General features: G+C 64.9%; 23 protein-coding genes and 1 pseudogene. 13 read left to right on the top strand and 11 right to left on the bottom strand.

Annotated features, from left to right (window positions below):
• The first annotated feature begins 14 nt into the window (after positions 1-14).
• Entirely contained in the window at positions 15-1223 is a 1209-nt protein-coding gene (locus J2R80_RS02510) for an acetyl-CoA C-acetyltransferase (RefSeq protein ID WP_076832834.1), read from the top strand.
• A 19-nt stretch (positions 1224-1242) separates the two neighbouring features.
• Positions 1243-3456, top strand: coding sequence for a 3-hydroxyacyl-CoA dehydrogenase NAD-binding domain-containing protein (locus J2R80_RS02505; protein WP_076832368.1), 2214 nt, complete (start codon positions 1243-1245; stop codon positions 3454-3456).
• A 305-nt stretch (positions 3457-3761) separates the two neighbouring features.
• Here the strand turns inward: J2R80_RS02505 and J2R80_RS02500 are convergent, their stop codons facing one another.
• Both J2R80_RS02500 and gstA read right to left on the bottom strand, forming a co-directional pair.
• A complete protein-coding gene (locus J2R80_RS02500; RefSeq protein WP_229191373.1) occupies positions 3762-4148 on the bottom strand; it encodes a hypothetical protein in 387 nt (128 codons plus the stop codon).
• A 158-nt stretch (positions 4149-4306) separates the two neighbouring features.
• Positions 4307-4924: a glutathione transferase GstA gene (gstA, locus tag J2R80_RS02495; protein WP_057016067.1), complete on the bottom strand. Its 618-nt coding sequence runs from the start codon at positions 4922-4924 to the stop codon at positions 4307-4309.
• A 130-nt stretch (positions 4925-5054) separates the two neighbouring features.
• On the opposite strand from gstA, the gene J2R80_RS02490 reads away from it, so the two are divergent.
• From J2R80_RS02490 to J2R80_RS02480, 3 genes are all read left to right on the top strand, one after another.
• A complete protein-coding gene (locus tag J2R80_RS02490; protein WP_016847103.1) occupies positions 5055-5579 on the top strand; it encodes a MarR family winged helix-turn-helix transcriptional regulator in 525 nt (174 codons plus the stop codon).
• A 93-nt stretch (positions 5580-5672) separates the two neighbouring features.
• The gene (locus tag J2R80_RS02485; protein ID WP_253637915.1) at positions 5673-7043 is read left to right on the top strand and encodes a glutamate--cysteine ligase; all 1371 of its coding nucleotides are present in this window, start codon (positions 5673-5675) and stop codon (positions 7041-7043) included.
• A gap of 143 nt (positions 7044-7186) precedes the next feature.
• Complete coding sequence (locus tag J2R80_RS02480; RefSeq protein WP_076832364.1) at positions 7187-7741, top strand: PAN domain-containing protein; 555 nt, start codon at positions 7187-7189, stop codon at positions 7739-7741.
• Positions 7742-7816: 75 nt separating this feature from the next.
• Here the strand turns inward: J2R80_RS02480 and J2R80_RS02475 are convergent, their stop codons facing one another.
• The 7 genes and pseudogenes from J2R80_RS02475 to J2R80_RS02445 form a co-directional block, all read right to left on the bottom strand.
• Entirely contained in the window at positions 7817-8746 is a 930-nt protein-coding gene (locus J2R80_RS02475) for an IS3 family transposase (RefSeq protein WP_253625568.1), read from the bottom strand.
• Positions 8743-9150, bottom strand: a complete 408-nt coding sequence (locus tag J2R80_RS02470; RefSeq protein WP_168857970.1) for a helix-turn-helix domain-containing protein — start codon at positions 9148-9150, stop codon at positions 8743-8745. The genes J2R80_RS02475 and J2R80_RS02470 overlap by 4 nt, the downstream gene beginning before the upstream one ends.
• A gap of 125 nt (positions 9151-9275) precedes the next feature.
• A pseudogene (locus J2R80_RS02465) lies at positions 9276-9841 on the bottom strand (nucleotidyltransferase family protein).
• Positions 9838-10185: an MmcQ/YjbR family DNA-binding protein gene (locus J2R80_RS02460; RefSeq protein ID WP_076832832.1), complete on the bottom strand. Its 348-nt coding sequence runs from the start codon at positions 10183-10185 to the stop codon at positions 9838-9840. Before J2R80_RS02460 ends, J2R80_RS02465 begins: the two are co-directional and overlap by 4 nt.
• A gap of 108 nt (positions 10186-10293) precedes the next feature.
• Positions 10294-11064 carry a signal peptidase I gene (gene lepB, locus J2R80_RS02455; protein WP_016847099.1) on the bottom strand — a complete coding sequence of 257 codons (771 nt, stop codon included), beginning with the start codon at positions 11062-11064 and terminating at the stop codon, positions 10294-10296.
• Positions 11064-12488 carry a metalloprotease TldD gene (gene tldD / locus J2R80_RS02450; protein ID WP_076832361.1) on the bottom strand — a complete coding sequence of 475 codons (1425 nt, stop codon included), beginning with the start codon at positions 12486-12488 and terminating at the stop codon, positions 11064-11066. Before tldD ends, lepB begins: the two co-directional genes overlap by 1 nt.
• Positions 12489-12761: 273 nt before the next feature.
• Positions 12762-13217, bottom strand: a complete 456-nt coding sequence (locus tag J2R80_RS02445) for a helix-turn-helix domain-containing protein (protein ID WP_083715159.1) — start codon at positions 13215-13217, stop codon at positions 12762-12764.
• A 132-nt stretch (positions 13218-13349) separates the two neighbouring features.
• Between J2R80_RS02445 and J2R80_RS02440 the strand changes: the two genes are divergently transcribed.
• Genes J2R80_RS02440 through J2R80_RS02430 form a run of 3 tightly spaced genes read left to right on the top strand, consistent with a single transcriptional unit; the run spans position 13350 to position 14891 of the window.
• Positions 13350-13742, top strand: a complete 393-nt coding sequence (locus J2R80_RS02440; RefSeq protein ID WP_076832358.1) for a DoxX family protein — start codon at positions 13350-13352, stop codon at positions 13740-13742.
• A 10-nt stretch (positions 13743-13752) separates the two neighbouring features.
• On the top strand, positions 13753-14256 hold the full coding sequence (locus J2R80_RS02435) for a DsrE family protein (protein WP_076832355.1): 504 nt from the start codon (positions 13753-13755) through the stop codon (positions 14254-14256).
• A gap of 35 nt (positions 14257-14291) precedes the next feature.
• Positions 14292-14891 carry a TlpA disulfide reductase family protein gene (locus tag J2R80_RS02430; RefSeq protein WP_210262973.1) on the top strand — a complete coding sequence of 200 codons (600 nt, stop codon included), beginning with the start codon at positions 14292-14294 and terminating at the stop codon, positions 14889-14891.
• 118 nt (positions 14892-15009) lie between these two features.
• On the opposite strand, the gene J2R80_RS02425 is transcribed toward J2R80_RS02430, so the two are convergent.
• Both J2R80_RS02425 and J2R80_RS02420 read right to left on the bottom strand, forming a co-directional pair.
• Complete coding sequence (locus J2R80_RS02425; RefSeq protein ID WP_076832351.1) at positions 15010-15558, bottom strand: invasion associated locus B family protein; 549 nt, start codon at positions 15556-15558, stop codon at positions 15010-15012.
• Complete coding sequence (locus J2R80_RS02420) at positions 15534-15857, bottom strand: hypothetical protein (RefSeq protein ID WP_141341606.1); 324 nt, start codon at positions 15855-15857, stop codon at positions 15534-15536. The genes J2R80_RS02425 and J2R80_RS02420 overlap by 25 nt, the downstream gene beginning before the upstream one ends.
• A gap of 282 nt (positions 15858-16139) precedes the next feature.
• Between J2R80_RS02420 and coxB the strand changes: the two genes are divergently transcribed.
• The 5 genes from coxB to J2R80_RS02395 all read left to right on the top strand — a co-directional run bounded on the left by coxB (position 16140) and on the right by J2R80_RS02395 (position 20517).
• The gene (gene coxB, locus J2R80_RS02415) at positions 16140-16979 is read left to right on the top strand and encodes a cytochrome c oxidase subunit II (protein ID WP_026191935.1); all 840 of its coding nucleotides are present in this window, start codon (positions 16140-16142) and stop codon (positions 16977-16979) included.
• A gap of 81 nt (positions 16980-17060) precedes the next feature.
• Complete coding sequence (gene ctaD, locus J2R80_RS02410) at positions 17061-18677, top strand: cytochrome c oxidase subunit I (protein ID WP_057016079.1); 1617 nt, start codon at positions 17061-17063, stop codon at positions 18675-18677.
• Between the two features lie 64 nt (positions 18678-18741).
• Complete coding sequence (locus J2R80_RS02405) at positions 18742-19680, top strand: heme o synthase (protein ID WP_028334631.1); 939 nt, start codon at positions 18742-18744, stop codon at positions 19678-19680.
• Positions 19681-19717: 37 nt separating this feature from the next.
• A complete protein-coding gene (locus J2R80_RS02400) occupies positions 19718-19882 on the top strand; it encodes a hypothetical protein (protein WP_028334632.1) in 165 nt (54 codons plus the stop codon).
• Positions 19883-19887: 5 nt separating this feature from the next.
• Positions 19888-20517 carry a cytochrome c oxidase assembly protein gene (locus J2R80_RS02395; protein ID WP_076832349.1) on the top strand — a complete coding sequence of 210 codons (630 nt, stop codon included), beginning with the start codon at positions 19888-19890 and terminating at the stop codon, positions 20515-20517.
• Positions 20518-20520 lie beyond the last annotated feature (3 nt).

Here is a 20520-nt window from a genome sequence, read left to right as displayed (position 1 = left end):
TCAAGGAGGGCGTCATGCCTGAGGCATACATCTACGATCACGTTCGTACCCCGCGCGGCCGCGGCAAGGCCGACGGCGCACTGCACGAGGTCACCGCGCTGGCGCTCGCCACGGTGCCGCTGAAGTCGCTCAAGGAGCGCAACAGTCTTCCCGAGGACTCCGTCGACGACGTCGTGCTCGGCGTGGTCGACCCGGTCGGCGAGGCCGGCTCGGACATCGCCCGTTTCGCGGCGCTGAACGCCGGCCTCGGCGAGAAGGTGCCGGGCGTGCAGATCAGCCGCTTCTGCGCCTCCGGCCTCGATGCCGTGAACTTCGCCGCAGCCCAGATCATGAGCGGCCAGCATGAGCTCGTGATCGGTGGCGGCGCGGAATCGATGAGCCGCGTCGGCATCGGCGCCTCCGGCGGCGCCTGGCCGATGGATCCCTCGATGGCGGTGCCGGCCTATTTCATGCCGCAGGGCATCTCGGCCGATCTGATCGCGACCAAATACGGTTTCTCGCGTGACGACGTCGACGCTTACGCGGTGCAGAGCCAGCAGCGCGCGGCCAAGGCCTGGGACGAGGGCCGCTTCGGCAAGTCGGTGGTGCCGGTCAAGGACGTCAACGGCCTGACCATCCTCGCCAAGGACGAGCACATGCGCCCGACCACGACGATGCAGTCGCTGGCGCAGCTGCAGCCGTCCTTCGCGGCGATGGCGGCGATGGCCGGCTTCGACGCGGTGGCGATGCAGTCGCATCCCGAGGTCGAGAAGGTCAATTACGTGCATCACGCCGGTAATTCCTCCGGCATCGTCGACGGCGCCGGCGCCGTGCTGCTCGGCAGCAAGGAGGCGGGCGCCAAGCACGGGTTGAAGCCGCGGGCGAAGATCCGCGCATTCGCCAATATCGGCTCGGAGCCCGCGATGATGCTGACCGGCCCGGTCGACGTCACCGAAAAGCTGTTCGAGCGCTCCGGCATGAAGAAGTCGGACATCGACCTGTTCGAACTCAACGAGGCCTTCGCCTCGGTGGTGCTGCGATACATCCAGGCGTTCGACATCGACAACGCCAAGATCAACGTCAATGGCGGCGCGATCGCGCTCGGCCATCCGTTAGGGGCGACCGGCGCGATGATCCTCGGCACCGTGCTCGACGAGCTCGAGCGCACCAACAAGGAAACCGCGCTGGTGACGCTGTGCATCGGCGGCGGCATGGGCACCGCCACCATTATCGAGCGCGTCTGAGGCGAGGGGAGCGAGCAACATGGCTTACAAGAATTTCAAGTTCGATGTCGACGCCGACGGCATTGCGCTCGTCACCTGGGACATCCCTGATCGTTCGATGAACGTGTTCGACGAGATCTCGACCCAGGAGATCGGCGAGATCATCAAGCAGACGACCAGCGATCCTGCGATCAAGGGTGTCGTAATCACCTCGGCGAAGGAGGCGTTCTGCGCCGGCGCCGACCTCTCGATGCTCGAGGGCATGAACCGCTCTTACGCGCAGCTCTTCAAGGAGAAGGGCGAGGAAGCCGCGAACCAGATGCTGTTCGAGCAGAGCCGCCAGATGTCGCAGTCGTTCCGCGCGATCGAGACCTCGGGCAAGCCGTGGGTCGCCGCGATCAACGGCCTTGCGCTCGGCGGCGGCTTCGAGATCACGCTGGCCTGCCACTACCGCGTCGCGGCCGAGAACCGGAAGACCCGGCTCGGCCTGCCCGAGATCAAGGTTGGCCTGTTCCCCGGCGCCGGCGGCACCCAGCGCGTGCCGCGTCTTGTGCAGCCGGCGGACGCGATGCAATTGCTGCTCAAGGGTGAGGCGGTCAATCTCACCCGCGCCAAGGCACTCAACCTGATTCACGCGGTGGTGCCGGCAGCCGACCTGATCAAGGCCGCGAAGGACTGGATCAAGGGCGGCGGCAAGGCGGTCGCGCCGTGGGACGAGAAGGGCTTCAAGCTGCCCGGCGGCCCCGTCTTCTCCAAGATGGGCATGCAGATGTTCCCGGCCGGCAACGCGATCTATCGCCGCGAGACCTACGACAATTATCCGGCCGCGCGCGCCATCATGAGCTGCGTCTATGAGGGCCTGCAGCTTCCGATCGACGCCGCGCTGCGGGTCGAGTCGCGCTACTTCACCAAGGTGCTGCGCTCGAAGGAAGCGGCGGCGATGATCCGGTCGCTGTTCCTGTCGATGCAGGAACTGAACAAGGGCGCCCGCCGCCCGGCGGGCGTGCCGCCGACCAAGGTCAAGAAGCTCGCCGTGATCGGCGCCGGCTTCATGGGCGCCAGTGTCGGCTATGTCTCGGCGCAGGCCGGCATCGACGTCGTGCTGGTCGATCGCGACCAGGAAAGCGCCGACAAGGGCAAGGGCCACGCCAAGACCGTGGTCGACGGCCTGATCGCCAAGGGACGGATGAAGCAGGACGCGGCCGATGCCATCTTGGCGCGGATCTCGGCCACATCAGACTACAACGTGATCTCGGACTGCGACCTCGTCATCGAGGCGGTGTTCGAGGATCGCAAGGTCAAGGCGGATACCTATGCCAAGGCCCAGCCGCTGCTGAAGCCGGGCGCGATCTTCGCCTCCAACACCTCGACCCTGCCGATCAATTCGCTGGCCGAGGAGTTCAAGGATCAGGGCAAGTTCATCGGCATCCACTTCTTCTCGCCGGTCGAGAAGATGATGCTGGTCGAGATCATCCTCGGCAAGAACACCGGCGACGTCGCGCTGGCGACCGCACTCGACTATGTCCGCGCGATCGGCAAGACGCCCATCGTGGTGAACGACTCCCGTGGCTTCTTCGCCAACCGCTGCGTGATGCGTTACATCTCCGAGGGCAACGAGATGCTGCTCGAGGGCGTGCCGCCGGCGATGATCGAGAACACCGCCAAGATGGCCGGCATGCCGGTCGGGCCGCTGTCGCTGCAGGACGAGGTCGCGCTCGATCTCGGCCTGAAGATCACCAAGGCGACCGAGGCCGATCTCGGCCCCAACGCGATCGACCAGGCGCAGAAGAAGCTGATGGTCGAGATGGTCGAGAAGCAGGGCCGCTTCGGCCGCAAGAACGGCAAGGGCTTCTACGACTATCCCGAGAAGGGCAAGGGCCAGAAGAGCCTGTGGCCGGGGCTCGCCAATCTGCAGCCCAAGCAGCTCGATCCCGACACGCTCAGCGTCGAGGAGTTGAAGCAGCGCTTCCTGGTGGTGCAGGCGGTGGAGGCCGCGCGCACCGTCGAGGATCACGTCATCACCGACGTGCGCGAGGCCGATGTCGGCTCGATCCTCGGCTTCGGCTTCGCGCCGTTCACCGGCGGCGCGCTGTCCTACATCGACTTCATGGGCACCAAGAACTTCGTCGCACTCTGCCACAGCTTCGAGAAGAAGTACGGCTCGCGCTTCACGCCGCCGAAGCTGCTCGAGGAGATGGCCGCCAAGGGCGAAACCTTCTACGGCCGCTTCCCGCCGAAGAAGCAGGCGGCGTAAACTTCTGGGGCGAACTCGCGCAGGATCAAGCCGGTCATCGATCCGACTTGATCCTGTTGCGCGACGGTCATGCGCGTCAAAGTCCCGCCACGCTCGTTCCCCACTGGCACCACGCTGCTGGCATCACTCTTGCTCGTCGATCGCCGGGGCGACGATCAGCGTGAGGGTGTCGTGCGATGAGTTCTGCGTTCAAGGAAGGTGCCGCGGAGATCGCGCCGAAGGATTCCTTGTTTTCCTTGCGGTCATCGCGGTGGCGGAAGCCGCTGCGTCTGCGGGGCAAAGGCCCGTCATGGGCCGGCCTCGCGCTACTCGTTCTGGCCGCGGATATTGTGCTCGCCGCGACGGTCTGGCAGGCCGTCAATTTCTTCCGCCATTGAGCCGTCAGTCTCCGGAGAGAGCAAGGCGCCAGCGAGATAGGCGAACTGGTTGAACGCGAGACAGGCGACGACGATCGGAGCGCCAGTGGCAAAGGAGAAGCCGTCGGATTGGAGCACGATCGCCGCGAGCACCGCGACCAGCGGCGACTCCAGCATCAATGTCCAAACCCGAAAGTACAAACTGGTTGCCAGCCCAACCAGGGTGCTGGTCAATAAAAGGGTAAAGGCGATCGTCACATTTTTAGACCAGTTGGAGCGGAGGGCGCGCCGCAGGTCATAGTCGGTCAGTTGGATCGCGCGAACAAGGACGGCCACGCCCTCAGCCGGAACTACACCGACTTAGTATTAATCGCTTTAATGCAGGTTAAATTGAGACGTTCCGCCTCCGGTGTCGAGAGAGAGGATCGGCGAACCCACAACAAAAAAGAGCCGGATCGGCCGACCCGGCTCTATCGCGGTCGCTGTGAGCGAGCTCAGGCCGCCTTGAGCAGGCCTTCCTTCTTCAGCGCCTCCTGCACCTTCGGGCGCGCCGCGACGCGGGCCTTGTAGGCGGTCACGTTCGGCAGGCCGGAGAAGTCGAAGCCGAGCCGATCCTGCGCCCACATGATCATGGTGAAGAGGTAGCCGTCGGCGACCGTGAACTGGTTGCCCATCAAATAGTCGCGTCCGGCGAGCTGGCTCTCGACATATTTGAACTTGCCCATGGCGCGGTCCTTGAAGAAGGCCTTGGCGTCGTCGGCGAGCACGGGCGAAAACATCGGGCCGAGATTCTTGTGCAGCTCGGTCGTGGTGTAGTTCAGCCATTCGAGCAGCTTGTAGCGCTCGTTGGAGTCCCGCGCCGGCGCCAGCTTCTTGTCGGCGGCCTTGTCGGCGATCATCTGGATGATGATCGGCCCCTCGGTGACCATCTCGCCGGTATCCAGCGCCAGCGCCGGCACCTGGCCCTTGGGGTTCACCTGGAGGAAATCGTCGCCGTTTTCGAGCTTCTTGGCGCGGAGATCGACCTTGACCAGGTCGTAGGGCAGCCCGGCCTCGAGCAGGGCGATATGGGGGGAGAGGGAGCAGGCACCGGGGGTGTAATAAAGCTTCATAGGGGTATTCCTTCCCTTGTTCTTGGCGTCCGGAGAGGGATTGCCTACATGCGCCTGCATGAAATAGTCAAGATTGATGCAGATGCATTCAGTGCGGTACAGTCGGTGCCGGGACCCTATGAGCTAGACCATGAAACGCAAGCTATCGAGCGAGGCGACGGCCGCCTGGATCCGCCTGATGCGGGTGCCGAGCCGGGTGCTGGACTGCGTCGAGCAGGATTTGAAGAAGGCCGGTTTTCCGCCGCTCGCCTGGTATGACGCTTTGCTCGAGCTGTCCCGCGCGCCGTCGGGCGAGCTGCGCCCGGTCGAGCTCGAGCGCCAGATGCTGATCCCGCAATATTCGACCTCGCGGCTCATAGACAAGCTGGTCGACGAGGGGCTCGCCGCCCGCCGCGAATGCAAGATCGACAAGCGCGGCCAGTTCGTCGAGATCACCGAGGCTGGACGCGAGCTGCAGAAGCGGATGTGGAACGCCTATTCCGCCGCGATCGACAAGCATGTCGGCTCGAAATTATCCGACGCCGACGCAACCAGGCTGTGCGGCCTGCTCGACCGGCTCGGCTGCGCCTGCGGCGACGCCAAAGGCGACGTCAAGAACGAGACCAAGGCTGACAGCAAGGCTGCGCCTGCGCGAGACGGCGTGCCTGCCCGATGATATTGCTGATTCCATCATCCGCAGCCGTTGTGGCTCGCGGATGTCCCTGCCACCGCGCGCCTTCGATCGAAGCGCCCTTGAGTTGGATTATCTATGGCGCGTGACCAGATCGACATGACGCCGCTGCAGTCGCGCGACGAACTCGTGGCGTGGCTTGAAGCCGGCGTGAAGCCTGAGTCCGAATTCCGGATCGGCACCGAGCACGAGAAGACTCCGTTCACGCTGGAGGGCCATCAGCCCGTGCCCTATGAAGGCGCCAAGGGCATCGGCGCGCTGCTCGAGGGCATGAAGCTCTTGCTCGGCTGGGAGCCGATCATGGAGCGCGGCAACATCATCGGCCTCTATGATGTCACCGGCGGCGGCGCGATTTCGCTCGAGCCCGGCGGGCAGTTCGAACTGTCGGGCGCGCCGGTCGAAACCGTGCATCAGACGCAGTCGGAATTGATGGCGCATCTGGCGCAGGTGCGGGAGATCGCAACCCCGCTCGGCATCGGCTTCCTCGGCCTCGGCATGACGCCGTCCTGGTCGCGCGCGCAGATCCCCATGATGCCCAAGGGGCGTTACAAGATCATGCGAAACTACATGCCGAAGGTCGGCAAATACGGCCTCGACATGATGTTCCGGACCTGCACGGTGCAGACCAATCTCGACTTCTCCTCCGAAGCCGACATGGTGAAGAAGCTGCGGGTGTCGCTGGCGCTGCAGCCGATCGCGACCGCCTTGTTCGCCAACTCGCCGTTCACCGAAGGCAAGCCCAACGGCTTCCTGTCGTTCCGTTCCGAGATCTGGCGTGACACCGACAATGCGCGCAGCGGCATGGTGCCGTTCGCATTCGAGGACGGCATGGGCTTCGAGCGCTATGTCGATTACGCGCTCGACGTTCCGATGTATTTCGTCAAGCGCGGCGAGGAATATATCGACGTCTCCGGCTCCTCGTTCCGGGATTTCTTCGCCGGCAAGAATGCCGCCTTCCCGGGCGAGCGCCCGACCTTGTCGGACTGGGCCAATCACCTCTCGACGATCTTCCCCGAGGTGCGGTTGAAGCGTTACCTCGAAATGCGCGGCGCCGACGGCGTGCCGTGGGGCCGGCTGCCGGCGCTGCCGGCGTTCTGGGTCGGGCTGCTCTACGACAATGACAGCCTCGACACCGCCTGGGACATCGTCCGCCACTGGACCGCGCCGGAGCGGCAGGCGCTGCGTGACGACGTGCCGCGTTTCGGCTTCAAGTCGCGGATCAAGGATCGCTATCTGTTCGAGATCGCCAAGGAGTGCCTGATCCTGTCGCATGCCGGATTGCGGCGGCGCGGCCGGATCGATCATCTCGGACGCGACGAGAGCCGCTTCCTCGAACCGCTCGAGCGCATCATCGAGGCCGGCCGCTCGCCGGCCGAGGAGATGCTGGAGAAGTTCAACGGTCCCTGGAAGGGCTCGGTGGAACCGGCCTATCAGGAATACGCCTTTTAGTCCCCGCTTGGATCCGATCCGGGCGTGAGGCGCGCGCGAACGGCGGTGGTGTCGCACCCGCCGTTCATCCGCCGTACAGGTTCATGGCGTTCAAATGACGCCCCGCTAAACGCGCGGGGCTGCGCGAATTTGAAAGCAATCTCATGGGGATAGGCCGCCACTTTAGGGCGTGTGTGGTGATGTTTGCGGTCCTTGCGGCCGCGGTCGTCGCGCGCCCGGCATTGGCGCAGACCAATTTCGACCGCCCCGGCGGCGACTATCTCAACGCGCCGGTGACGACGGGCGATCCGGCCGATTGCGCGCTGACCTGCGAGCGTGACCGCCGTTGCCGCGCCTGGAGCTTCAACTATCCGACCGACGCCAATAATGGGGCGGTGTGCTGGCTGAAGAGCACCGTGCCGCCACGGGTGCAGAACGTCTGCTGCGTCTCCGGGGTGCGCGGCGCGGGTGTGGTCGAGCCGCGCAACGGCGCCATCGAAACCTCGATCGACCGGCTCGGCGGCGACTACAAGAATTTCGAGCTGAAGAGCAGCGACGGCGACGAGGCCTGCCAGGCCGCCTGCACCGCCGACAACAAGTGCCGCGCCTGGACCTACGCCCGGCCCGGCTATGCCGGCCGCGACGCGCATTGCTTCCTGAAGAAAGAGATCAAGCCGCCGCGCCGCAAGGCGGGGTTCACGTCGGGCGTGGTGCGTTGATTCTGTAGCCCGGATGGAGCGAAGCGCAATCCGGGACCGCGCTCTGAACTGCACCCCTGATGTGAGACACGATAATCAGGGACAGGTGCCGAGCGCTTGAGGCGGCTGGGCGGGTTGATGGGTTACGGGCGCGATGCGGGGCTGCTGCGCAGCAGCCCTGCATCGCGGTAAACTTGCTTCGAACTCGGCTGGCGGCCGATAAGCCAGGGCCGAGTGTAGCCGTTGGCGATTGTACACCTCCTCGATGAAGGCGCCGATTGCATTTCTGGCATGCTGCGCATCGCGGTAAGTCTGGCCGTTGACCTCCTCCTGTTTGAGGGTCTTCATGAAGCTCTCCGCCTTGGCATTGTCGTAGGGATTGCCGACCCGGCTCATGCTCGGGGCAATGTCGTGCCGCTGAAGTAGGTCCGTGTAGTCGCCGCAGGCATACTGGATGCCGCGATCGGAGTGGTGGATCAGGCTACCGGGCGTCGGCTGGCGCGCCGCCAACGCCATGGAGAGCGCTGTAACCGCCAGACGCGCCTCCAGGTGCGTTTCCAGAGCCCAGCCGATCACGCGCCGGCTGAAGGCATCGAGCATGATGGCGAGATAGGCGAACTCCTCCTGCAGACGGATGTAGGTGATGTCCGCCACCCAGAGCTGGTCGAGGCCATCAGGCACCATGCCGCGGGCGAGGTTCGGTACCACGCGCCAGGGGTGGCGCGAGTCTGTCGTCACAGGCACGAACGGCCGCTGCCGCAAGCACAACAGATTGTCCTCTCGCATCAGGCGCAGCACGCGTTTGCCGTTCACCGCCAAGCCCTCACGGCGCAACTGGGCGGCGATGCGGCGATAGCCGTAATGCCGATAGGCAAGCGCCAGCCGCTGGATCGCGTCCCGCACGCCGGTTTCTTCGGCACGTGGGGCGGAAGCCGCCCAGTGCCGGTAATAGCCGGCCCGACTGACGCCAGCCAGCACGCACATCCGCTCGATCGTCAGCTCGCCTTGCCGCGGGGGCATCGTCATCGCCTGGATGACCGCGTAGACCCCGTCACGCCAGGCCCGGTGCTCGGCCGGCGTGCTTCCTTGACCCGCCGCAAGGCTTGCCGAAAAAAATCCAGTTCAATCTGCTGCTGGCCGATCTTGCGCTCAAGCTCGGCAATGCGCTCCGGCGCACCAGGGTCGGCAGTCGCAACATCGCGTGCCCGCTCCTTCACGCTCGGCGCAACCGCATCACTTTTGCGCGGCCGGCCGATCGGCCGCAGCGCCTCCGCCCCGCCGGCACGAAATAGATCGCGCCATGCATAGAGGTCCTTACGCAACACATTCAGCTCCTGGGAAAGAGCCTTTATGCGCTCACCCGCCAGAATGCGACGGACCGCCTCGAGCTTAAACTCTCGGCTGAAAACACGGGGTGATTTGTTGGACATACATTCTCCGTTAGAGAACTGTCCCTAATTTCCCGTGTCTCACTTTTGGGGTGCACTCCACTCACCGCGGACGGGCCTGCCCCGGATTTCGCTGCGCTTCATCCGGGCTACGAAGCGACGACAGGCTACTCCGCCGCCAGCACCGTGATCTCGGGCCAGAGCGCCTTCCAGCGCGCCGCCTTCGTCGCATAGTTCGCCGGCGAAAAGTTCGCGGTTCGGTTCGGCCGCACGATCATGCCGGCGACATCATCGAAACCGTTCGGCGCATAGACGTCGTAGCCGCGCGTGGTGCGGCGGATGCCGATCTGCGTGTTTTCGGTGAGGAAGCGATCGATGCCGTCGATCGAACGCGACAGCGCCGGGTAGGACAGGCCGTGCTTGTCGGGATACCAGAGATGGACGCGGGCCTGGTTGCGCACCTCGATCGCGACACCGAGATGGCCAAGCCGTGCCTTGAGTTCGCGAATCACGGCGTCCTCGCCTCCCATGAGGTATCCGGATCGAAATAGAAGATGTCGTGGTCGCTGATGCCATGATCGAGCGGCCGGCTGGTCAGCACGTTCCACACGGTCTGCACTAGGCAGCCGGCGACCAGCCACGCATCGGGCAAGCCGAGGCGGTACAACTCGTCGGTGATGGCTTGATTGGCCGGGTTGCGCAGCGCGGCTGCGAGGAATTCGTCCTGCGTCACGACGAGGCGGTCGCGTCGTAGTCCCGGACCGCCTTCTTCGACGCCAGCGTGCGCCAGTGCCGGCGCCGCAAGGGCTCGACGGTGTGACGTTTGGCCTTCGACAGGCGGATCAGGACCGTCGGGTAATCGCGGTAGTGATCGGTGAAGTAGAACACTTGGGGCTGATGCTCGACCAGCACGTCGCGTTCCTCCGGCGGCACGCCCGGCATCACCAGGCTGTCGCCGTCCTCCTTGAGCCGCACCAGCATCTTGTTGCGCACCCTCAGCGCCGGCGTGCCATAGGACGAGCCGTCCTCGACCTCCGGCCATGCCAGCGCGATGTGCCTGATGTCGTCGAAGGTCACGACTATCATCCCGCAAGGAATGTAGCCCGGATGGAGCGAAGCGAAATCCGGGACATCTTGCCGAGTGGGAGATCCCGGATTGCGCAGCGCTCCATCCGGGCTACGCGTCTACTGCACCGAGGTGAAGAAGCGCGCGAGGCGGAAGCCTGAGAGCCAGGTCCAGACCGGCTGGCTGCGGATGCCGAGGTCCCAGGAGCCGACCACGGCGTCGGCGCGGCCGATCAGATTGTCGATCGGCAAGAGGCCGACGCCGCCGTCGCGCACCGGCACGCGGCTATCGGCGGAATTGTCCCGATTGTCGCCGAGCACGAACAGTTTGCCCGGCGGCACCGTCACCTCTTGGGTGTTGTCGAGCCGGCCGTTGTCGCGAATCTTGAAGATCGCGTGGTTGACGCCGTTCGGCAGCGTCTCGATGTAGCGATACGCCTCCTCGCCGCCGCCGCGATCGTCTTCGGCGAAGCCGGTGCCGTCGGGCTTCAGCGTCGCCGCATGATCGTTGATGAAGAGCTGACCCTGCCGCATCTGGATGCGGTCGCCGGGCAGCCCGACCACGCGCTTGACCCAGGCCTGCGAGCGGTCGCCCGGCCAGCGGAACACGACAACGTCGCCGCGCTTCGGCGTCTCGCCGAACACGCGGCCGGTTTCCGGCAGCGTGATCTGGATCGGCAGCGAAGCCGCGCCGTAGCCATAGGGATATTTCGAGGCGACCAGCGCGTCGCCGATCAGCAGCGTCGGCTCCATCGATCCCGACGGCACGTAGAACGGCTCGGCGATCGCGCCCTTGGCGAGGAACACGACGGCCACGATCGCGGCCAGTTGCACGGCCTGCCCGCGCCAGCTGGTCGGCTTGGCCGTCACGACTTCGTTTCCGCTGCTCACTAGCCCGTTCCTCCGACCGTAATCCGTTCCATCCTGAGCGTCGGTTGGCCGACGCCGACCGGCACGCCCTGGCCGTTCTTGCCGCAGGTGCCGATTCCCGTATCCAGCGCAAGATCGTTGCCGATCATGGTGATCCTGTGGAGATCGGTCGGTCCGTTGCCGATCAGCATGGCGCCCTTCAGCGGCGCGCCGAGCTTGCCGTTCTCGATCTTGTAGGCTTCGGTGCACTGGAACACGTATTTGCCCGAGGTGATGTCGACCTGGCCGCCGCCGAAATTGGCGGCGTACATGCCGTTCTTCACCGAGGCGATGATCTCGGCCGGGTCGCGGTCGCCCGACAGCATGTAGGTGTTGGTCATGCGCGGCATCGGCACATGGGCATAGCTCTGCCGACGACCGTTGCCGGTCGGCTTCATGCCCATCAGCCGGGCGTTCTGGCGGTCCTGCATGTAGCCGACCAGAATGCCATCCTCGATCAGCACGGTGCGGTTGGTCGGCGTGCCCTCGTCGTCGATCGAGAGCGAGCCGCGGCGCGAGGCCATGGTGCCATCGTCGACCACGGTGACGCCCTTGGCGGCGACCTGCTGGCCCATCAGGCCGGCAAAGGCGGAGGTCTGCTTGCGGTTGAAGTCGCCCTCGAGCCCGTGGCCGACGGCCTCATGCAGCATCACGCCGGGCCAGCCGGCGCCGAGCACCACGTCCATCTCGCCGGCGGGCGCCGGCACCGATTCGAGATTGACCAGCGCCTCGCGCAGCGCGCCGTCGGCGGCGTCGCGCCAGGCCTTGGTCTCGATGAAGCGGGCATAGCCCTCGCGGCCGCCATAGCCCTTGCTGCCGCTCTCCTGGCGGTCGCCCTGGCCGGCGACGACGGAGATGTTGACGCGCACCAGCGGGCGGATGTCGCGATAGCTCTCGCCGTCGGGCCGCAGGATCTCGACCACCTGCCAGGTCGCGGTGAGGCTGGCCGAGACCTGACGCACCCGCGGGTCCTTTTCCCTGACATAGGCGTCGATCTCGCCGAGCAGCTTGACCTTGGCCTCGAACGCCGGGCCGTCCAGCGGGTTCTCGTCGCCATAGAGCTTGATGTTGGTGTGGGCGGGCGCCGCGGCGAAAGTGCCGGCATAGCCGCCGCGCACGGCCGCGACCGCATCCGCGGCGCGGATCAGCGCCGGGATCGAGACGTCGGAGGAATGCGCATAGCCGACCGCGTCGTCCTTGACCGCGCGCAGGCCGAAGCCCTGCGAGGTGTCATAGGTCGCCTGCTTCAGCCTTCCGTTGTCGAACACCAGCGCCTCGGTCTGCCCGAACTCCAGGAACAGCTCGCCGTCGTCGGCGCCTTCAAGGCCGCGGGACACCTCGCGGCGGACAGCATCGCGGTCTAGATTGGCGCGGTCGAGCAGGGAGGTCGTGGCGGGATTGGTCATGGTCACTCCGACGCAATGCGATTGCTTGGCGATTCCTCGTCATCCTTGCCTGAAGCGCAACTGATTGCCAGTGGGGAACCCGGAAGCCAAGGATTTCGGGGGATTGAAGCAGAGACGAGCGGAAAACTCATCTTACAACCCGGAAACCTGTACCGGTCCCGGTTCAGGCCCGGACGGCGATCATCAAAGATAGTGGTTGGGGTGGCAAACCGGGAGTGCCTGCGGCTATGCGGTCGATCACAGTGCCCCGTCGGGCTCGTCACCTTGTCGTCATCACCTTGAGCGCCGATCCGCCTTCCGCGGCTGGCTTTCGCGCTCGGCTGCATCGGCCGATTGCGGCTTCGGCTGCGCGGTGCCTTGTGCCGAGGTCGGAAAGCCATGCTCCTGCGCCCACCGGTACAGCTCGTCGAACACCGGCTTGAGCGCCTTGGCGGACGGCGTCATCTCGTACTCAACCCGAGGCGGCACCTCGGGATAGACCGTGCGCTTGACGAGACCGTTGGCCTCGAGATCGCGCAGCTGCGTGGTCAGCATGTGCTGGGTTACGCCGGGGATCGACTGGCGCAGCTCGCCGAATCGCCGCTTGCGCTCGACCAATTGCCAGAGGATGTCGCCCTTCCATTTCCCGGCCAGCACCGACAGCGCGCGATGAAATTGCGCGGACAGGTCGCCGTTGCACGGCTCGGACGCCACCGGAGGCTCGGCGGGCTCAATAGTCAGTTTTTTCATACTACCTCACAAAAAGCATCCTACTTGTTCTTTTCATCTTACTCCCGAATTTAGACCACCGAAAGCCGCGGGCCAGCCGCCGATCGGTCGGGTGGCCGCGGTCCGGCCTTACGAACAACTCGGGAGTCATCAATGTCAGTTGCAGTTGCCGCGGCGCCGTCGCGCTGGAAATCCGTCAGCCTCTGGGTCGTCAGGGGACTGCTCGCTTTGGCCTTTGCCGCCGCTGGCGCCGCCAAGCTCTACGGTGTGCCTATGCTGGTCGAGGAATTCGAGCATATTGGGCTCGGTCAGTGGTTCCGCTATTTCACCGGATCGCTGGAGCTGCTCGGCGCGGTCCTGATCCTGCTGCCCCCGGTCGCGGCGTTCGGCGGCGTGCTGCTGAGCTGCATCATGGTCGGCGCCACCATCACGCATCTGTTCGTGATCGGCGGCTCGCCGGTGCCCCCCCTCGTGCTGCTGACATTGAGTGTGATCGTCGCCTACGCCAAGCGTAGCCAGTTCGCCCTGCTCGCGAGCGCGCCGTGAGGCGAGCGCGATGCGCATCTCTCGCCGCACGCTGACGGTCGTGACCGGGCTGGTGCTGGCCTTCGCGGTGCCGTTCGCCGCGACAATGCTGCTCACCGGTTCGGTCGCGGCGGTCTCGAAGCCCGAGCCGAAGAAGCCCGAGCCGCGCGTGCACCAAGTTGTGCTGCCGATCAACAGCGACGACCCGACCTCGATGCGGGCGCTGATCTCGACCGCGCTCAACCTCCCGAAATATTATCGGGAGCGCAACGAGCCGTTCGAGATCGAGGTCGTCGCCTACAATGCTGGCGTCCACATGCTGCGCGCCGATACCTCGCCGGTGAAGGATCTGCTGCGGGTGGTGCGGGGGCTCACGCCCGACATCCGCTTGGTTGTCTGCGAAGCCACCAAGCTCGGCATGGAGCGCGCCGAGGGACATCCGCTGGTGCTGCTCGATCATGTCGACCTGGTGCCGAACGGGCCCGGGCGCATCATCGAATTGCAGGAAGCTGGCTGGTCCTACATCCGGTCCTGAGCGATGTGGCCATCAAGCCAAGCGGAGAACTTGTCATGACGTCAGCTCACGCACCGACGCGCCGCGCGGTCGTTGCCGGCATGATTGGCGCCGGCGCCTCGCTCGCAATGCCCACCGGAGCTGCGCGCGCAGCGTCGGGACCGCCGCAATTCGGCACCATCCGGCATCAGTTCACGCAGGTCGAAGGCGCCCGCCCGGTGCCGCCGGTCGCGATCCCGGCGCTCGCCGGCGGCGCGCTCGATCTCACGGCGTTCAAAGGCAAGATGGTGCTGGTGAACTTCTGGGCCACCTGGTGCGCGGCGTGCCGGACCGAGCTGCCGATGCTGGACCGCCTTGCCGCCAGCGGCCGTCGCGATCTCGTGGTCGTCGCTATCAGCACCGATCGCAACCGCGCGCCGGTCGCGCCCTACGTCAAGCAGCTCAAGCTGCGCCACCTCGCGATCGGCTTCGATCCCGGTGGTCTCGTCTCGCGCGTCGACGCCGCCGAGGTCGATACGCCGTTCGCGCTCTACGGCATGCCGATCTCATTTTTGATCGGCATCACCGGGCAGGTCGAAGGCTACATGACGGGTGAGGCGGACTGGCTGTCCACGGAGGCGATCGCGTTGTTCGACTATTACGCCGGCGTCCGTTGAGATGGCGTAGCCCGGATGAAGCGCAGCGCAATCCGGGACTGGTCAATCCGCGATGATGGCGGCCCCGGATTGCGCTGCGCTCCATCCGGGCTACGCTTTCCTGTGCCGCTCGGCGCCGCTAGGGCAATTTGTCATACCCCTCCGCCAGGCCATTCAGGCTGAGCGGAAAGCCAATCCCTTCCTCGGGCGTCTCGAAGATGATGAAGGTCGCGGTCTTGGCGTTCTTGAGCTGGCCGAGCAGCTTGTCGTCCATCACGACCTCGGCGACGCAGCCATTGGGCAGGCATCTCACGAAACCGGCGCGGCCGACGTCCTGATTGTCGAGCTTGAGGCCGAGGCCGGAGGGCAGCAGCACGCCGAGCGGCGCGACCACGCGCATCAGGCGGCTCTTCTGGTCGGCGGTCTTCAGCACGATCACGGTCAGGCCGGCATTGGAGCGGTCTTCCGCTACCACGCTCTGGATCAGCGCGCATTGCTCGGCCTGGGCGCCGGGCGGAGTGTCGCAGCGGATCTGCCAGTCGCCGTGGACCGAGCGCACCGCGCCTTGCGCGTTCGCCGGCTGGGTCAGGCCAAGAGAAAGGCCAAGAGAAAGGCCGAGGCAGAGGGCCAGAATCGCGAGGCCGCCGAGCCGGCTGGCCATCGTCAAACGAATGTTCGAAGCGCCCATCCGGGTCGATCCTTATAGATGTTCGGTCGGTCCGGCCGTCCGCCGGTAGCACGCGCGCCACGATGCGCTTCCCGGAAGCGAATCATGATCTCATCTTCTTGTTTGAGCATGATCTTTCGGAAAACCGGTTTCCACTCTTCCGGATCATGCTCAGGCGTCGACTGATACCGCAATGACGGCGCCTTGAAGGCGATCGTGAAGCCATTCTCGCGCCGGATTGGGGCAGCCCGCAGCGAATCAGGTTCCTGTGCGCTGCCCTGTCTGTGGGTACATCCGGTAATCCCCCTGTCAAGCGGCATGGACAATTGGTCCAAGTGCTTTCGCTTGATTTTGCGGGAAAAATCGCAAGCGGCAGCTTCATCGCAGGCGCATGGCTTTCGGCCCCACTACTGCATTGCGAGCGCCGGAGAATTATGGTTTGAGAGGCTGGATTTCGACGCGTTCTAGCGATCTGGCTCCCGTACCCACCTTGACTCAGAGACGGGTATGTCCGGAAGGCCATTTGTCAGGGCGGATCGTGCTGCATTTTCGGCCACATGCCGGGGGTGCTTTGGGGAATAATGCAAGGGAGCGCGAGCGGCATGAAGATGTCGATTGGCCGGTTGGGCAGGCAATTGCTGGGGTTGGCGGTGGCGGGTGTGGCGTCTGTCGCCGCGGGATCGGCCTTCGCCGAAATGGGGCAGCCGGCGCCGTGGGAGCACACGCTGCAGGAAGGCGTGACCCCGGTGATGGAAAACATCATCTGGTTTCACAATTTCCTGCTGGTACTGATCACCCTGATCACGCTGTTCGTGCTCGCGTTGCTCATCATCGTGGTGGTGAAGTTCAACGCCAGGGCCAACCCGGTCCCCTCCAGGACCACCCACAACACGCTGATCGAGGTGGCCTGGACGCTGATCCCGGTGCTGATCCTGGTCGGCATCGCGGTGCCGTCGTTCCGCCTGCTGTTCCTGGAGCTCGACGTGCCGAAGCCGGATCTCACGGTGAAGGTCACCGGCAAGCAGTGGTACTGGTCCTACGCCTATCCGGATAACGGCAAGTTCGAGTTCGACTCGCTGCTCGACAAGGACAAGCAGCCGCGCCTGCTCGGCGTCGACAACGAGATGGTGGTCCCGGTCAACAAGGTGGTGCGGATCCAGACCACCGGCGCCGACGTGATCCACTCCTTCGCGGTGCCGGCCTTCGGCGTGAAGATCGACTCGATCCCCGGCCGCCTCAACGAGAGCTGGTTCAAGGCCACCAAGACCGGCGTGTTCTACGGCCAGTGCTCGGAACTGTGCGGCAAGGACCATGCCTTCATGCCGATCGCGGTCAGGGTCGTGAGCGACCAGGAATTCGCGACCTGGGTCGAAGGCGCGAAGAAAAAGTTTGCGACCAACCCGGCGAATTCCTACGCCTCGGCTGGTCAGGCGGCGCAGTAAGCCTCACGGCTTACGGCGCGGATGGAATAAGGGCGACGGGACCGCAAGGTCCAAGAGGGACTGCAAGGCAGGATTTTGAACATGGCGACAGGCGCAGCGACACACGACGATCACGCCCATGACGATCACGCCCACCATCCGACCGGATGGCGGCGTTATCTCTACTCCACGAACCACAAGGACATCGGTACGATGTACCTGATCTTTGCGGTGATCGCGGGCATCATCGGCGCGGCGATGTCGATCGCGATCCGTGCCGAGTTGATGTATCCGGGCGTCCAGATATTCCACGAGACGCACACCTATAACGTGTTCGTGACCTCGCACGGCCTGATCATGATCTTCTTCATGGTCATGCCGGCGATGATCGGCGGCTTCGGCAACTGGATGGTGCCACTGATGATCGGCGCGCCGGACATGGCGTTCCCGCGCATGAACAACATCTCGTTCTGGCTGCTGCCGGCCTCGTTCGCGCTGCTGGTGATGTCCACCTTCGTCGAGGGTGAGCCGGGCGCCAACGGCGTCGGCGCGGGCTGGACCATGTATGCGCCACTGTCGACCTCGGGCCATCCGGGACCGGCGGTCGATTTCGCGATTCTCTCGCTCCATCTCGCGGGTGCCTCGTCGATCCTCGGCGCCATCAACTTCATCACCACGATCTTCAACATGCGCGCGCCGGGCATGACCCTGCACAAGATGCCGCTGTTCGTGTGGTCGATCCTGGTCACCGTGTTCCTGCTGCTGCTGTCGCTGCCGGTGCTCGCCGGTGCGATCACCATGCTGCTGACCGACCGCAATTTCGGCACCACCTTCTTTGCGGCTGACGGCGGCGGCGACCCGGTGCTGTTCCAGCATCTGTTCTGGTTCTTCGGTCACCCCGAAGTGTACATCCTGATCCTGCCCGCCTTCGGCATGATCAGCCAGATCGTCTCCACCTTCTCGCGCAAGCCCGTGTTCGGCTATCTCGGCATGGCCTACGCCATGGTGGCGATCGGCGGCATCGGCTTCGTGGTGTGGGCGCACCACATGTACACCGTCGGCATGTCCTCGGCGACGCAGGCCTATTTCGTCGCCGCCACGATGGTGATCGCGGTGCCGACCGGCGTGAAGATCTTCTCGTGGATCGCCACGATGTGGGGCGGCTCGATCGAGTTCAAGGCGCCGATGATCTGGGCGATCGGCTTCATCTTCCTGTTCACCGTCGGCGGCGTCACCGGCGTCGTGCTGGCCAATGCCGGCGTCGACCGCGTGCTGCAGGACACCTACTACGTGGTGGCGCACTTCCACTACGTGCTGTCGCTCGGCGCCGTGTTCGGCATCTTCGCCGGCTGGTACTACTGGTTCCCGAAGATGTTCGGCTACATGTACTCGGAGCGGATCGCCAAGGCGCACTTCTGGTTTACCTTCGTCGGCGTCAACCTGGTGTTCTTCCCGCAGCACTTCCTCGGCCTGTCGGGCATGCCGCGCCGTTATGTCGACTATCCGGATGCGTTCGCCGGCTGGAACCTGATCTCCTCCTGGGGCTCGTACATCTCCGGCATCGGCGTCCTGATCTTCATCTACGGCGTGATCGATGCCTTCGTCCGCAAGGAGCAGGCCGCGAACAATCCGTGGGGCGCCGGTGCGACCACGCTGGAGTGGACGCTGACCTCGCCGCCGCCATTCCACCAGTTCGAAGTGCTGCCCCGCGTGCAGTAAGTCCACGACAACGCGGCGCACTTTAAGGGTGCGCCGCGCCTTTTGAGAGAAGCGAGACCTGATCTTGTCGGTTGTCGATCACAACGCCATCGAGCTGCCCCGGATCTCCGAGGCCGAAGTGGGCGACTACATCGCGCTGTTGAAGCCGCGCGTGATGTCGCTGGTGATCTTCACCGCGCTGGTCGGGCTGATGATCGCGCCGGTGCACGTGCATCCGGTGCTGGCATTCACCTCGATCCTGTGCATCGCGGTTGGCGCCGGCGCCTCCGGCGCGCTCAACATGGCCTATGAGGGCGACGTCGACGCGCTGATGACGCGCACCGCCAACCGGCCGATTCCGCGCGGCCGCATCACGCAGACCGAGGCGGCCGCGTTCGGCATCACGCTCGCCTTCTTCTCGGTGATGACACTCGGCATTCTGGTCAACTGGGTGGCGGGTGCGCTGCTTGCCTTCACCATCTTCTTCTATGCCGTGGTCTACACGATGTGGCTGAAGCGCTGGACCGCGCAGAACATCGTGATCGGCGGCGCCGCCGGTGCCTTGCCACCGGTGGTGGCTTGGGCCGCCGCGACCGGATCGCTCTCGGTCGAGCCGATCCTCCTGTTCCTGATCATCTTCTTCTGGACTCCGCCGCACTTCTGGGCGCTGGCGCTGTTCCGCAGCGACGACTATGCCCGCGCCGGCATCCCGATGCTGCCGGTCGTCGCCGGTCCCGACGCGACCCGGCTGCAGATTCTGCTCTACACCATCGTGCTGGTCGCGATCGCGCTGGCGCCGTGGCCGCTCGGCTATTTCGACGCGATCTACGGCGTCACCTCGCTGGTGCTCGGCGCCGGCATGCTGTGGCTGGCCATCGAAGTCTATCGCCGCCGCGAGGGTACGGCTGCCAACCGCGCCACGCGCCGGCTGTTTGCCTTCTCGATCCTCTATCTGTTCGCGCTGTTTGCCGTCCTCCTCGCCGAGGTCGTGGTCCGCGCGATTGCGCCTGTCTTCATCGGATAGGGAGCCGGGGGGCGAGATGGGGGCGCATGGGATATCAATGGACGAGAAACGCGAACCAGAAGGCATCGTCCTCACCGAGGCGCAGCTCAAGAGCCGCCGCCAGCGCTCGATCGCCATCGCGCTCGCGCTCGGCATCCTGGTCGTGCTGTTCTTCGCCGTCACCCTCGTCAAGGGGCCGGCCGTGCTGGTGCGGCCGCTGTGAGTGAGATGGCCAACCAGGGACCGCAGCAGGGTGAGGGCGCCAAGGTCACGCGCCGCACGCTGACGCGCGACGCCGTGGTTGCCTCGATCTGCGGCTTCGTCGTGGTGCTGATGGTCGGCGCGTCCTACGCAGCCGTGCCGTTCTACAACTGGTTCTGCCGCACCACCGGCTTCAACGGCACCACCCAGGTCGCGACCTCGGTGCCTTCGGATGCGCCGCTCGAGCGCACTATTTCGGTCAGCTTCGATTCCAACGTCGCGCCGGGCCTGCCCTGGAAGTTCGAGCCGGAGCAGAACACGATCGACGTCAAGATCGGCCAGGTGGTCACGGTCTACTACACTGTCACCAACCAGTCGGCGCGCACCACCACCGGCCAGGCGTCCTACAATGTCGCGCCGTTGACGGTCGGCGCCTATTTCCAGAAGATCAACTGCTTCTGCTTCACCGAACAGACCATGGCGCCGGGCGAAAAGCGCGAGATGGCCGTGGTGTTCTATGTCGATCCGGCGCTGGCCAAGGACAGCGAGAACGACACGCTGAAGACGATCACCCTGTCCTACACCTTCTTCCCCGTGCGCGACGCCGCGCCGAAGCCCGTGGCGGCGGGCGAGGCGGAACAGCGCAAGGGCGGCTAGTTT

Source organism: Bradyrhizobium sp. USDA 4541 (genome assembly GCF_024171085.1).
Classification (GTDB): domain Bacteria; phylum Pseudomonadota; class Alphaproteobacteria; order Rhizobiales; family Xanthobacteraceae; genus Bradyrhizobium; species Bradyrhizobium australafricanum.
This window is presented reverse-complemented; position numbering and strand designations above follow the sequence as displayed.